This window comes from Aureliella helgolandensis (genome assembly GCF_007752135.1).
Taxonomy (GTDB): domain Bacteria; phylum Planctomycetota; class Planctomycetia; order Pirellulales; family Pirellulaceae; genus Aureliella; species Aureliella helgolandensis.
In genome coordinates this window covers 2,501,277-2,515,350 of record NZ_CP036298.1, presented here as the reverse complement: position 1 = coordinate 2,515,350, position 14,074 = coordinate 2,501,277, and the positions used below count along the sequence as shown (strand labels likewise).

The window sequence follows — 14,074 nt, the reverse complement described above, 5'->3', positions numbered from 1 at the left end:
GCTTTTCTCAGCTCACTCACGGACCTCGCGAACGCTGACCGCGTCAATCACTCCCGGGTCATTTTGCCCCTGCGAGGAGCGCTGTACCTGCCCACCACTGTAGCTCCAACTCCCCTCAGCTTGCTGGTTGGGCCACATCTTACCAAACGGGTTGGGAGCTCCACCTTGAGCGGCCGCCCCCATCGCTCGAACTCGAGCAGCCATCAACTCGGCGGTTCCCGCCACGAATACAAAGCCCGCTAGCAGCAGCAGGGTGAACTGCAGCGTGTAGATCGCGTAGATCGCCAGCGCCAGTGCCATCCAGCGTCCGATGCGCGCGGCAATCTCCGTCGCTCGGAGGTGAGTGGTCCACATGGCTAAAATGCTACGCAGCACACGTCCGCCATCCATGGGGAATACCGGCAGCATGTTGAACAGTACTAAGAACACATTGGCGGCGAACAAGCCCTCCATGTAGCTAAACTGCATCGTCTCCAAATGCGCCGGATCGACGGTTTCTGCCCGGACTAGAATCGCCACCAGGAGCAGCCCCGCGATGACAACATTGACCGCTGGCCCCGCTACGGCGATGACCAACTCCTGCATCGGTTTCTCGGGCATGCGCTCCAGCCGCGCAACACCTCCTATCGGAAGCAAAGTGATATCCCGAGTGCGGATGCCAAACAAAGCTGCCGCACCGGCATGCCCAAATTCATGGGCTACCACACAAGCAAAGATACTGAGCACAAACGCCACCGCAAAGAGTCCCGCGGCGAATCCTCCGTGCCTCGTTTCATTTATCAAATAAAAGGCGATCAACATCCAAAAAGACCAATGGATGTAGACCCCAATTCCTCCAGCGGTACCGATCTTCATAGCAAACTATTCCAATGAGGTGACAATAACCAACGGTCCACGGACTTCAACCACGCGCACCGGAACACCGGCGGCGATCATTCCGCCCGCTCCCACCACAGCTACGATGTCGTTGCCAAACTGTGCTTTTCCCGAGGGGTTCAGCCGCGTGGTCGTCAGACCAGACTGCCCCAGCAGATGCTCGCGATGTGCCAAGGACTCGCGATCTTCCAATTCGTCTAGATCACTATCTACCGTCGGCTCGAGTGAAATCCATTTCAATAAGGGGGAGCGTTCGAGTTGCTTGTGCATCACCAGTAGGCCAATCATTCCCCCTAACGCCATGCAGGCCACCCAAAACAGGTTCTCAGCAAACTCGCCCAGTTGCGCGGAAGTCGTTGGCCATATAAAGGTTTGACTGGCGAGCACGACTGAAATCAAGAGCATGAGCAGCCCCCCAATCCCAAACATGCCGAATCCAGGAATGACGAACAACTCAATTGCCAGGGCAACCAGCCCACCGATGAACAGCAAGACCTCCAAAGCTTCGACGTTGCCATTGAGTCCTTCGATCCAGAAGAAGCCCATGAAGCAGACGCTTGCCAAGAGTCCACCGACTCCAATACCGGGATTCCCCAGCTCGGCCATCAATGCCAAAAACCCTATGGTGAGCAACAGGCGTGGCAACCACCCTTGGGACAGGATCATTTCGATCGATGCGTCGAGCCAAGGCATTTTCAGCTCGCGCGGCATCTGGTCGACCCCTAGCCGGGAGAGCGCAATTGCCTCCGAGTCATCCACCGAGTCAATCAATCGATAGCGGAGAGCGATGTCTTTGGGAATCTCCTCTCCGCCTGCGACTTGATCTTTAGCCAGCCACAACTGAGCATCCGCTTGCAATGCGACTTGCCAATCTGCAAAAATCGCTCGCTGTCCGCTCTCTTGCTGGATGTATTCGTGGACCCGCACATCGCGATCGACCAGCAGCGAGAGCAGCGGTAGAGGACGTTCGGAGGTGGACGCCAGATCTCCCAATTCTCGTTGTACGGCGGGAGAGTCGCTCAACACAATTGGTCGCTCCGCATCCATGCCAAGCGTGGCAGTGGCCATCAGCACGGTTTCATCACAGGCTGTCGCCACTAGACCGATTGGGCCTCGCACATCGCCATTCACTAAGGCCAAGCTGTACAGAGTCTCCGACTCCTGCGATGCGATGTAGCTCGCCAGTCGGGCGGCCGTCGTGAAATCGCACTCGGTCGGCTCCAGACGCACGACCAGCAGATTAACTTGCTGTTGATCCACTTGCTCACTGACCGATCGAATCACCTGGCTGACACGACTATTGGACATTGCCCCCGATAGAGTCAGCATTACTGGTCGCCACTGGCGCGGCAGCTGCCGGGCGGTCCGCAGCGTACCTTTGAGATCGAGTGCTGCCATCAACTCGGTGGTATCGGTAACGGTCCGAGAAATCCAACGTCGCGATCGCAGCTGATTGCCGCTATAGAGCGCGAGAGCTCCCCCGGCCCATAGCGTCTCTTCCCGTTGCACCTCGCCAGCCGCTCTCAACTCGGCCAATTCGTCGCGTGTGGCGACTTGGGTCGTACCATCGGACAACGTGACGTTGTAGACTTCTGCCCGCGCGTCGAGCATGGACAGGACGACCGCCTCGGGCAGCGTGGCGCGGCGGGCTACGACATCGCGGTACGCGCCTTCGATGGTTGCGTCGAGTGGCTCATCGATAGCCGCTTTCCCCAATTCAGCAGAGGGCGCCGCCAAAATTTCCTCGCAGGCCAAGACGGGTAAAACGGCATGGCCCTCCACCGACTCGCTGAGATAGGCGATCAGCCTTACGCGCGACGCTTCAGGACTCGTCAAAAATCGGGCTAATGCCAAACAACGCTCAAATTGACTCCCACGGGTCCCTAGCCCACCCGACTCATCGGCGTTTGCTGCCCCTTGGGCGGTACTAGCTCGAAACTGCAACACGACAACCGGCCGCTGTTCAGCTCCCGGATGCGAGTCCGAAATCTGCGTAATTTGCCGTCGAATCTGCTCATCGCGCTGACCAATTAAGGGCAAGTCCACGGGCACGACATATCCCTGCCGCAGCTCCTCTGGAGCGGCGGGGGCAACGCCTCCCTGATCATCCACGGACTGTGCCTGGGCTGGTGCAGCGAGGCCCAACAGCCCCAACGCGATCGACAGACCCATCGTGACGATGAATTTCAATAGGGCAGAGAGTTGATTGACGGGCTTCACCAAGGATCTTTTCTGTTCGTGATTCGGACCTAAATGCACGGGATCTCCTTCCACGCAAGCTCTCCATTGTCGAAATCTGCTTGATTCCCCAATGAATTCACGGCATTCGTAGTCTACCGCTTTGGCAGTCCCCATGGGACCTGAGCAAATGCCATTCCACAATTGCAAAGCCAACCCGCCGCCAAGCGAACACGTCGCATGGTCACCCAAGCTGGGCGATCTGAAAAGCGGCCCTTAACTTCGGCCTCTTTGGTTCATGGCCCGATTCCCAACGCAACTTGTCGTCCACTCCTGGCTTCTCAGGAATCTTCCGTTTCCGATTCATCACTGGGAGCAAATTCAAAACTCAGCTGGTCACTAATCGATTCCGCCAAAGCCCCAATCTGTTGGCAAGTATAGAAGACCAACAGAGGGAGTAAGAATCCGGCAATCGCAGCCAGTATTGGCGACTTACCTTCTCCCAACAACAGCAACCACAGAAGCATGACAAAGAAATAAGCAAACAGGCACTTTAGAAAATAACCACCCCAAGCATCCGCTGCCGCTCGAAACGACCGCAATACCGATTGGGAAATGGGTTGGAAGAGGCTGCCATTGTCGAGCATCGACATGAGCACCACGGGGAATAGGACAAAACAGGTAACCATCATGCCGGTAATCATGATCCTCCCCCCACCCTCGCCATTGCCGCCGAGCAGGTATCCGACGAAAAAGCCGGGTACCAACGAGGCAGCGAGCGCACCGGCAATGGCTAAAACGTCGCCGATGTTGTCGAAAAGATTAAAACCAGGCCATTCGCTCACCCTGCGTTGCCCGTTGGCCACCGATTCAATCAGCGCCAGTCCACCGCTCAACATCGGCAGCGCGAACAGCACTCCGATAGCCCCACCACCCACACTCACCAGCAGCAGCATTCCTCGCTGCATGAATAAATCCTCGGAATTCAAGGCGAACTGGGCTACTCCAAACAACATCGCGAAGATGATTCCATAGCCCACGATTTGTCCCACCGCGACCGGATCTTTCAGAAACCCGAAAGTCCGTTGAACGAAATTAGCGTTGTCAAAGTCGCCTCGGTATAAGCTGTCCACCTCGTCGTCAGACAGCTCATGCATCTCCGCCTCCGCTTTTCGCAGAATGTTGGCAGCCTGCTGCTGGTGCGTGGGGGCGGTACCGGCCGGAACCACTGCAGCCGGGGCCAACCCCATTTCAGTGCCGCCGCCCCACTGCGGAGTCTCAAGATGGGCCTTCCGAGGCTTCCAACCGGGCGGTGGCCCGGGGATCCTAAACACCGCAAAACAGTCTGGGCATTTGATCTTCTTGCCTTTGCTAGAAAGCCGAACGTATTGGGCCGTATCGCAGTGACCGCATTTGATGCGGTATTCGGGATCGGCGACGGCTGCCTCCTCCGCATACAGAGGCTCTAAACCGTTTTCAGCGTGCCGTGGCGGCGCAGCTGCCGGGGGCAACGCTTTTGGCAACAGCGCATCGAGCTCGCTCCCCAGGCCAAACAAATCACCCTCCGGCTCGGTGGACGGCCCGCTTTTCGCGCTCGAACGCTCCGCTCTCGAGTGTCTCACAGGATGTGGATCAATCGCGGCCAGCTCGGGTAGATCCTCGTCAAAGATGGAGGCTGGTGGAGGCGCTCCGGCGGGAGACTTCGCCCCGGCCGCGGGTGGCGAGGGCTGCGACGGGGGGGAATTCGCCATTTCCGGCTGCAGGGAATACTCATCGGAGTCACCGCTAGCTGACCGGTCGACCGCGGCCAGCCTGTCGCCAGACGGACTCATTGCAGATTTGGCTGGGGGCGTGACTGTCGCCCCGCGAGACTCTCCGAGGGACTGCTCAGCGCGCTTGGAGGCCAGCACCTTTCCCTCGGTTGGGCGGGCGGCACGGACTTCCTCCACATGCTTTTGGCGTTCGGGAAGATCGGAGATCGCCGGTTCATCCAAGGTCAGCCATTGATCATCACTGACCGCCGCCTTGGGCTGGGCCCCAGGCACCATCACCGGCTGATTACAACTCGGGCACTTAACGCGACGCCCCGCAACATGACTCCCCGCCTTGAGGCGTTTGTCACACTTGGGACACTTGAACTCAAGGATTGCATCGCTTGGATCTGGCACTGAGAAAACCTCCGAAAGCCAGGTGGGCTGCTTCTCAGGCGACCGAAACCAGGGAGATGTCCTCAACCTTTTTTGCGATAGCAAGCACCAACCGAACTTAAAAAAGGGCCCTGCGGTTCACAGAATGCCGCAGAGCCCCACCTAAACCACGCTGATTGTCAATCCAAATACCGATTCCTACTCTTCCATCACATCCGCTTCACGATGTTTGGCGGATTCGGTAGCTTCCGCTTCGAACTTTTTGGTCAGCTCTTGGACTTCTTCCTTGAGCTTGTCGCGATCGTCTTCGCTAATCGCCTTATCTTTCTCGGCAGTATCAATCACCTTATTAGCATCGCGGCGAATACTGCGAATGGCGATCTTACACTCTTCGGCCAATTCCTTGATTCGCGCGACCATCTTCTTCCGCACATCGGTGCTGAGCGGAGGAATGTTGATGCGAATAATCTTACCATCATTTTGAGGGTTTAGCCCTAAATCGCTGGCCACAATCGCTTTTTCAATATCTTTGATCGTGGTCGCGTCAAAGGGCCGGATGACCAGTTGGTTAGGCTCCGGAGCACCGATGGAAGCCAGTTGCTTCAAGGGGCTCTGCGATCCGTAAGCTTCAACGCGCACACTATCCACTAATCCGGGCGTTGCCCGACCCGTTCGAATGCCACTCAGCGAATGTTTCAGTACGCTAGTAGCCTTTTCCATACGCTCTTCTGCATCGACTAATACTACGTCTACACTCATATGACCTTAATCCTCTAGTGAGTAAACAAGTGTCCTGGAAGCGACCTTCAAAATCTTCTCCATGGTTGGACGGGTGGCCGTCGATGGAACATCGCAGCACCCCTAAATACTACGCTATTTCCCTCTCCGGGTTGGTTTACACCGACCATAAAGCAGATTTTCTCGCCATGGGCAAGATGCTCTACTAAGCAAACGGCAAGCCCGAATCGCTCTGGTTAGGCATCGCTGAAAGCTGCTCTGAAGAACAACAGCTTAGGTTTTGGGAAAACTTCCCCCTTCGACCCGAGCTACAATGCGTGTTCCCACGCGACCACCGGAGACGGCCTTGACGATATTTCCGTCTTTCTTGAAATTGAAGACGAGAACGGGCATGCCGTGCTCGCGACATTGCGATATTGCGGTCCCGTCCATCACCCTCAAATTCTGTCCAATCACCGTTTCATAATCGAGCTCGCGGTAGAGCACTGCGTGCGGATTCTTCTCGGGATCTTCGCTGTAAACACCATCGACACGCGTGGCTTTCAACACGATGTCGGCCCCCAGTTCTAGAGCCCGTTGGGCCGCTGCCGTATCGGTCGTTACGAAGGGGCTACCCGTACCAGCCGCTAACACGACAATTCGCCCCTTCTCCATATGGCGGATCGCTCGACGACGGATAAACTGCTCGCAGACCCCGTCCATTTTTATGGCAGACATCACGCGGGTATTGCACCCCAAGGACTCCAATCCCGCTTGGAGGGCCATGGCATTGATAACGGTGGCCAACATGCCCATGTAGTGGGCCGTCGCCTCTTCGATCTTCGAACCACTCGTCGAGGTGAACTGGGCTCCCCGCAGAATGTTCCCCCCCCCAACGACAACACCGATCTGACAGCCCAAGGCGTGCGCCTGCACAATTTGGCTGGCAATCACGCCGACTTCCTCCATGCTGATCCCGCGTTCTCCGGGGCGACATAGGCTTTCCCCGGACAGCTTTAGGATGACGCGGCGATAGCGAGGTGTGGTTTCGGATGCTTCTTCCATTGGTTGCTTTTCTGTTGCCAAGCGTGATAAATCGGTCCTGTACCCTCTCACCACATGGTGGCAAATTATCGAACAATCGTCTAGATGTCTGCAGAATCGCTCGAATTGTGGGTTGAGTTTGCACCAGATTCGCTGTAGACGATATACTTGAGCGTGGATTACACCGCTTGTGACTAGCATCCAAGCTGGAGTCGCCACTACGCAACATGCTTCGCCACTCGCCCCTCAGTTCGCGCACTCTAGTCAGTCCATTCCCCACGAAACTCGTCATTTATTGGATTGGGTACGACCGATGGATATGATTCGACAACAGGCACGCTTGGCCAAACGTCGCTTAACCGTCACTCGCTTCCTCGGCTTTCTCCCCTGGACAATGCTGATTGCCGCTTGTGTGGTGTGCGGTGGCTTAGCACTTCCCAAACTCATGTACTTGCCCGTCGATTCCAATCTTTGGTTGGGAATTTGGTGCGGCACCTGCATAACGATGGCGTTCATCACCACCGCCATTCTGACCTACCTAGGACGCCCCAGCCTCTCCGAAGCGGCTGCTGAAATCGATACGCGATTTGCGCTGCGCGAGCGAATCTCAAGTGCCGTGGCACTCCCGACAAAAGATCAATCCACGCAACTTGGACAAGCACTGCTCAAAGACGCCAACCAGCACGCCGAGAAAATTGACATTCGCGACCGCTTTTCCTGGGGCTTCCGTCGCCAATTACTGCTCCCTGTCCTCCCCGCACTGCTCGTCGGACTGCTGTGCTATCTGCCCAACCGGGAGCCCCCCACGCCCCTAGTGAGTTCTACGGAAATTTCGCTGACGCAAGTCAAAAAATCGACCCAATCGCTGCTGGAACAAGTCCAGAAGAAACGCACGCAAGCGGAAAAGGAAGGGCTAGAATCAGCTGTCGACACCTACAAGAAACTGGAAGGCGAACTGGCGGAACTCCAGAAGAACACCAAACTGGATACCAAACAGTCCCTGGCCAAACTCAATGACATTAAGCAGCAGATCAGCGACCGACGCCGGGAACTGGGCTCCGCGGAGAACCTCAGAAAGAACTTGAAGAATCTGGAAAAACTCGACTCTGGGCCGGGTGAGAAACTGGCCGACGCCATGCAACAGGGCGATTTCAATAAAGCCCAAGAGGCCTTGGAGCAGCTAGCCCAGAAAATGCAAGCTGGACAGATGAGCCCCACGGAACAAAAGCAACTTCAGAAGCAACTCGAACAATTGCAAAAAGCCATGAATGAGGCTGCCGCTACGAATGAGGCTGGCAAGCAGGCTCTTCAGCAGCAAATCGAACAAGCCACTGCCGCTGGCGACATGCAACAGGTCGCGCAACTGCAACGCACACTGGAACAGGCGCAGGCTCAAGACGCCAATCGGGCGCAGATGCAAGAGATGGCCGAAATGCTATCCCAGGCTTCGCAGTCGATGCAATCGGGCGACATGCAAGCCGCCCAGGATGCCCTGCAAGAAATGGCCAGCCAAATGCAAGCCATGAACCAATCCGACGCGGAACTGCAAGATCTCGATGAATTGATGGATAGCCTCGCTCAAAGCAAATCCCAAATGATGTGCAAAGCCTGCAGCGGTGATGGCTGCTCCGCATGCATGGGCTCGTCTTCAGGACAAACTCCAGGTAAAGGACTGGGCGAAGGTCGCGGGGAGGGAGATCGCCCCGAAGAAGAAACCGACACCGACTTCTTCGATTCCAGAGTTCGCGACCCCATGAAGGTCGGAGAAACCGTCTATGGCGGAAAAGTGGGTGGAGAAAACCGTAAGGGACAGACGCAAGTGGAAGTCCAGGAAGCGGTCTTGACCGCCATCGCAGAACAACCCGATCCACTGGATGACACCCCGCTGCCTAAATTGCAAGCGGAGCATACTCGCAACTACTACGACTCGATTCGCGATGGCAAGCCATAGCAGCGCCGGCCACTAGCACAGCTTCCCCTCTCTGCCAGGGTGGCATTCGCTCTGCCCCCCCAAAAAACTGCCCCACAAAAAAAACACTCGAGGCAATCTGATTGCCCCGAGTGTTGAAATATTAGTCCTGCTACGGAAAAACTCAGTTGACCTTTGTCTTGGACCGCGCTTCACGCAATCCTCGACTGAGTATGTCTCGCAACATGGGTGAATAATCTTCGTATTTCGCCTGATCTGGCGCACCTGCCGAGAACTGAAAAATCGCATCGCGCGGCTTCGGACTCAGGGCAATCAAACTACTGCTGATCGTCCCATAGTCGCTTCCGCGTGAAACCATCGTGGGACGGCCTTGCGGCGTCGGACTGCGAGCAAAGACTTTGCTGGCAACCGCCAAAAACTTCACAGGTGAATCCAACAGTTGTAGCGTAAGCAGGCGATGGGCCAACTGAACACGCTCATCCGTCGGATCATTAACATTTTGATTGCCGATTATGTTCAACCCTTCTTCGAGTGGAACAACGTCAGGCTCTTGATCAGCATGGACTACCCAACCACTCTCCGCATCGCACACGATTAGGTTCAAACCTTCATAGCGATGAGTCATTAATTCCTCCATCGCTTTGTCGACACCCTTGCGAGCGTTGCCAGTGCGAAGAACTTCGCGAGCCAATAGACCGCGACTTCTCGCGCCCAGTGGATCGGTGTTTCCACGCCGACTACTAACTCCGACAAACATGCCGTGTTGATTAACACCTAACCAGGTTCCACCAGCGCGTTGGTCTAAGCCACACAACACTCGAGGTTTACCAGATTGAATTGACGGTGGTTGTGATGGTCGGTCGTAGTACTCTTCCCTATTTGCAGCAACTAGAATCGGGCTCTCTGGAACGAGACGGTAGAGAACAGCCAGTAGACACATCGATATGGGGTTTCTCTCTACGAGTAACTTGATGATTAAGGAGGGAGATTGCAGGAATGACCTCCTAACAACGTCAATCAATCTACCGGTGAGAGCCAGAACAAAACACCCCCTTCTGGGGCATAACAGCGGATATTTGGCCGATGGCAAACCCAACCGCAGGAATCACACAGTTCTGGTCGGCTTTTCCCCCGTTAAGAACGGGATAATCGGAAAAGCCCTCCATTCAACGCCACACGAACACCCTCTTGCGAGGGGATCTAAACAGCAAGATCAATCCCACCGTAGCCAAGCAAGCGGTGGCGAGCGAAACCCATTGAGAGATCGTCAAGCTCGTCCCTAGCTGCCCAGCCTCATCGCTGCGGACCCACTCCAGCAAAAATCGCGACAGCGCGTAGAGCAAAATAGCGATGCAGAATGCGACGCCGTCTCGACTGGGAAGGGGCTGCAGATGCCAAATCAACAGGCACAGCAGCAACGCGTTCAACGAGGCATAGATCTGCGTGGGATGCAATGGCAGACTCCAGTCGGGAGTGGCCTCACTGGCAATCCTCAGATGCTTGCCAGGCAATTCGATCTGCGTCATCAAAGGCGGTGGCAAGGCTGGGTCACGTTCTGGCGTGGGCTCCATTTCACTCAAGAGGATACCGTCGACCCAATCTCCCGCTTTCACTCCAGCCTGCGCGGCGGCGCTGTCGGTTGCAACGTGGTCTACCCGGCCTGGCGGATGTCGAGTCTGCGCAAATTCAATCCCCAGCACGCTTCCGTCCAGCAATTGCATTTGGTAGGGCCCGCTACCTTGGGGAAATGGGATACGCGGTAGATCCGCGGTGCAAATCCCCCCAAAACAGCATCCATGCAAGAGGCAGCCCACCCGGCCAAAGGAGAGTCCTAGGAGGAAGCCAGGGGCTACCAAGTCAGCCACGGCCGGCACATACAATCGATGGCGATAGCAATAGAAGGCACCGGCAACTAAGCCACCAATGACCCCACCGTAGATTACCAACCCTCCCTCGGTCAACTTGAAGGCCTCTGCCAGCTTTGCTAGCCCTTCACCTTCGAATTCCTGCCACTTTTGCACCACATAAAAAATACGTGCTCCCAGCACACCTCCAAGCATCATGAGGAACCCCAGGCCAATTACGGTATCATCTGGTAGTCCAATTTGCCGGCCTCGGTACACGGAAATGGCGATTCCTGACAGGAAGCCCAGCAGAACCATCACGCCATACCCACGGATGGGCAAGCCAATCGGTTCCCCCGTTCCGGTCACCTGCTCGATACTTGGTAGTACAAAGGCGATGATGGCAGCAGCCACGCACCAGACAGGCAGGGCGGATAACAGCTCGGCGATGGGCGTTTTCGTTGCCAACCTCCAAGCGATCCAAGCCAGGCACGCAAGCACTAAGCATCCCAAGAGCAGCCCCACACCAAACAGGGGAAAACCTGCGATTTCATGGGGAACATAAAAAAGTGTGCTACGCAAAGCAAAGTACCTACAGAGGATAGGATTGTCGTCACAGGACTCACGAGGCCCAGGCTCTACGATGCGTCCCGGTTGCGATGCCCAGGGTGCCCCTCGCGATGCCCTGTTTTTTGTCGGCGGCACCTACAGGGTTCAACGAGGGCTCCCTAACGCGATTGTTGCAGATTCTACAAGTGACGGGAACGGCAGGTGTTTCCCGTCGCCACCGCTAAGTAACTCTGATAGAATGTTGCGTTTGGAATACCCAAGAGCGCCCGCGAGCCCTCGTCTCGCAGTTCGTACTCACGACGGGCTACTGATGAAATCAGTTCCAAGGAAGCAAGAACGGATTTCGTGCTGCAAACTCAGTGCTGCAATCTCAGTGGTTCCCACAACTCCAAGAAGCCGCCAGTGCTGCATCGCCACCCTAACCATCAAGGTGCTAATTGCGCGATCGCCCCCTTTCCGATCGAGGGGCGCGCGGCTCACCAATTCACTCCTAACAGTATCGTGTAAAAGTACTGTATTGAAAATGTACAGTGTTCACCGAAAGAAACGGATATCATGGCCTTAGATCACTACGCTCCATGCCCATGCGGAAGCGGAAAGAAGCTCAAGTTCTGCAAGTGTGTCGACAACCTCCAGGAGCTAGAGAAAATCATCAAGCTCATGGATGGCGAACAAGAAGTTGCCGCCATTGAGCGCATCAACAAACAACTCAGCAAAACCCCCAACACGGCCTGGCTCTTAGCACTCAAGGGAGAGCTGGTTCTAGCTCAGCAAGACCTGCCCGCGTTTCATGACACGGCCAATCGTTTCCTCAAGCTGAAGCCCGACAATCCACTCGCATTGATCATGAAGTCGGTCCTATCCTCGATGGAAGAGGAACCACCCGAGGTCACCGCACGCTATCTCTTGGAGGGCATTTCCGAAGCGCGCGAGGGCTTGCCGCCACTCACTCTGCTCGCGGTCCGCTATCTTTTGCAACGCTTGGTTGCCGTGGAAAAGCCGTCGCTCTCAGGCTACTGGGCAAGCTTGCTAGCGGGTCTACTCGCAGAAAAAGGGCCACAAGAAGATTCGCCGCTGTTGGATCCTGCCCTAAACCTGCTGGCGAAAGCGTCGACGCTCATCCTGGCCGACCCAGCAGATGCTGGCTGGAAGGAACGGTTGGCCGAAGTCCATTCCCTGACCCGCAGCTTCCGCTTTGCCCAGGGGGAGGCTAAGCTTCGCTCCATTCTGCGAGATTTTCCCGATGCACCTGGTCCCTTGAGCCACCTGTTGCGCGCTCAGTTAGCTCAGCTCGACCAATCCGGCGCGCATGCGACCTGCCTGAAACTTGCCAATCATCCCGACATCAGCGCGGAAGAGCGTTACTACTTCACAGCCCTCGGCTTTGAGATCGAACCGAAGCGGACTTCGCTAAATGTCGAACTCTTCAGCCACTACTATGAAGTCGATTCTGACGACCGAATTTCGGAAGTACTTGCCGACAATGCAGCTGCCTACTGCTACACGGGCGAGCACTTCGAAACGGCCCGGCATTTCTACGCGAGCATCGTGGAAGATGAAGTTCCGGCGAAACGCATTTACAACATCTTCGATAAGCCTCTGAGAGGTGGCGAAGACACACAACGGGAAATTGCGAGCACCGTAGCCACCGTCGTTCTGTTCGGAAAGCAAACGGACAAACCGGCGCGCGTCTACATCACCGCGCATCGTCAATCGAACTACGGAAAAATCGTCGATGACTTGCTCGCGATAATCCAGCCCATTCGCGAGATGGAAAAACAGATTCCAGCCGATTGCACGTACCTCGACTACTTGCAGCGGCCCCGCTGGATTGCAGGCACGCAACAAGAGCCCCCCAACCTCGATGAATCCAGCCAAGCTCTCCAGGAAGACTTCTTGGCGCTGCCGTTTCCTGTACTCGGAAACCTCTCGCCGCGAGAGGCTGCCAAGGACGAATCGAAACGCCAACCATTGATGGGCCTGCTGTATCACCTCGAAGGTGCCCAGGGGCTGATTCTCAATGACGGGACCGTGCAAGGCATTTATCAGGAACTGGGAATTCAACGCCCAGCTCCAGCCTGTGACTTGAGTGAAGATAATCTTCGCGTAACACAGATCCTGGACCTTGATCGCCTGCCGATCGATGAGCTCAACGATGAGCAAATTAGCAGCCTGCTGTTTGCGACCATGAATTATGGCGCTTCGCGAGCCTACTACAATGCATCCAAGAATTTGCTGGCCCGCGATCCATCGCGGCTCGACCCTCGCTTGCGCGTGGCTGCCTACTCAGGCTTCATCGCCGTCGAGCCTACGCTCGAAGGCAAGATCGAGAAGTCTCGCGGATTGATCGCCGCCCTCGAAGCCGCCGGGGCAGAAACCGGGCGAGCCGTAATCAATCTCGTCAGCATGTTGCACTCTGCCGGTCGAATGGACGACGCGCAGGCTGAATTTTCAGCAGCGATGCAAAAGTACCCGTCGGATCCCTACCTTTTCAGCTTTATGCAGTACCTGATGAAGGCCCAGGGGCAGGGCCCCATGGGCGAGGGCCCCGCTTCCATGGGCGGTGGCACCCCAGGCATGGATCTGACCAGCCGGCTGCTCCAGAATGGAATCTCGCGTTCCGCGACGCGGGGCGAAGCCGAGCCAACACAGTCCCCAGCTGCGGGTGAATCGAAACTTTGGCTGCCCAGCTAACGAAAGCTCCGGTCTTGCAAGCCGCTCCAGTGACCGACCGTGGGCCAATCGTTCTCCTCGGAGAACGATTGGCT

The 14,074-nt window shown here is 56.1% G+C and carries 9 protein-coding genes; 2 read left to right on the top strand and 7 right to left on the bottom strand.

Annotated features, from left to right (window positions below; all coding sequences use genetic code 11):
* Nucleotides 1–12: 12 nt before the first annotated feature.
* From Q31a_RS09000 to pyrH, 5 genes are all read right to left on the bottom strand, one after another.
* The gene (locus Q31a_RS09000) at nucleotides 13–855 is read right to left on the bottom strand and encodes a site-2 protease family protein (protein ID WP_145076768.1); all 843 of its coding nucleotides are present in this window, start codon (nucleotides 853–855) and stop codon (nucleotides 13–15) included.
* A gap of 6 nt (nucleotides 856–861) precedes the next feature.
* The gene (locus tag Q31a_RS08995; protein WP_197356520.1) at nucleotides 862–3,135 is read right to left on the bottom strand and encodes an NfeD family protein; all 2,274 of its coding nucleotides are present in this window, start codon (nucleotides 3,133–3,135) and stop codon (nucleotides 862–864) included.
* 260 nt (nucleotides 3,136–3,395) lie between these two features.
* The gene (locus tag Q31a_RS08990; RefSeq protein WP_145076764.1) at nucleotides 3,396–5,222 is read right to left on the bottom strand and encodes an RING finger protein; all 1,827 of its coding nucleotides are present in this window, start codon (nucleotides 5,220–5,222) and stop codon (nucleotides 3,396–3,398) included.
* Nucleotides 5,223–5,399: 177 nt separating this feature from the next.
* Nucleotides 5,400–5,960, bottom strand: coding sequence for a ribosome recycling factor (frr, locus tag Q31a_RS08985; RefSeq protein WP_145076762.1), 561 nt, complete (start codon nucleotides 5,958–5,960; stop codon nucleotides 5,400–5,402).
* 252 nt (nucleotides 5,961–6,212) lie between these two features.
* Entirely contained in the window at nucleotides 6,213–6,983 is a 771-nt protein-coding gene (gene pyrH, locus Q31a_RS08980; RefSeq protein WP_145076760.1) for a UMP kinase, read from the bottom strand.
* Nucleotides 6,984–7,275: 292 nt separating this feature from the next.
* Between pyrH and Q31a_RS08975 the strand changes: the two genes are divergently transcribed.
* On the top strand, nucleotides 7,276–8,913 hold the full coding sequence (locus tag Q31a_RS08975; RefSeq protein ID WP_145076758.1) for a coiled-coil domain-containing protein: 1,638 nt from the start codon (nucleotides 7,276–7,278) through the stop codon (nucleotides 8,911–8,913).
* A 142-nt stretch (nucleotides 8,914–9,055) separates the two neighbouring features.
* On the opposite strand, the gene Q31a_RS08970 is transcribed toward Q31a_RS08975, so the two are convergent.
* A complete protein-coding gene (locus tag Q31a_RS08970) occupies nucleotides 9,056–9,832 on the bottom strand; it encodes an NRDE family protein (RefSeq protein ID WP_145076756.1) in 777 nt (258 codons plus the stop codon).
* A gap of 226 nt (nucleotides 9,833–10,058) precedes the next feature.
* Entirely contained in the window at nucleotides 10,059–11,318 is a 1,260-nt protein-coding gene (locus Q31a_RS08965) for a prolipoprotein diacylglyceryl transferase family protein (RefSeq protein WP_145076754.1), read from the bottom strand.
* 543 nt (nucleotides 11,319–11,861) lie between these two features.
* On the opposite strand from Q31a_RS08965, the gene Q31a_RS08960 reads away from it, so the two are divergent.
* Nucleotides 11,862–14,000 carry an SEC-C domain-containing protein gene (locus tag Q31a_RS08960; RefSeq protein ID WP_145076752.1) on the top strand — a complete coding sequence of 713 codons (2,139 nt, stop codon included), beginning with the start codon at nucleotides 11,862–11,864 and terminating at the stop codon, nucleotides 13,998–14,000.
* Nucleotides 14,001–14,074 lie beyond the last annotated feature (74 nt).

What these genes read in the sequence shown, in the direction of transcription:
- pyrH (WP_145076760.1), bottom strand. Translation starts at nt 6,983, where the DNA reads ATGGAAGAAGCATCCGAAACCACACCTCGCTATCGCCGCGTCATCCTA.
- Q31a_RS08975 (WP_145076758.1), top strand. Translation starts at nt 7,276, where the DNA reads ATGGATATGATTCGACAACAGGCACGCTTGGCCAAACGTCGCTTAACC.
- frr (WP_145076762.1), bottom strand. Translation starts at nt 5,960, where the DNA reads ATGAGTGTAGACGTAGTATTAGTCGATGCAGAAGAGCGTATGGAAAAG.
- Q31a_RS08970 (WP_145076756.1), bottom strand. Translation starts at nt 9,832, where the DNA reads ATGTGTCTACTGGCTGTTCTCTACCGTCTCGTTCCAGAGAGCCCGATT.
- Q31a_RS08960 (WP_145076752.1), top strand. Translation starts at nt 11,862, where the DNA reads ATGGCCTTAGATCACTACGCTCCATGCCCATGCGGAAGCGGAAAGAAG.
- Q31a_RS09000 (WP_145076768.1), bottom strand. Translation starts at nt 855, where the DNA reads ATGAAGATCGGTACCGCTGGAGGAATTGGGGTCTACATCCATTGGTCT.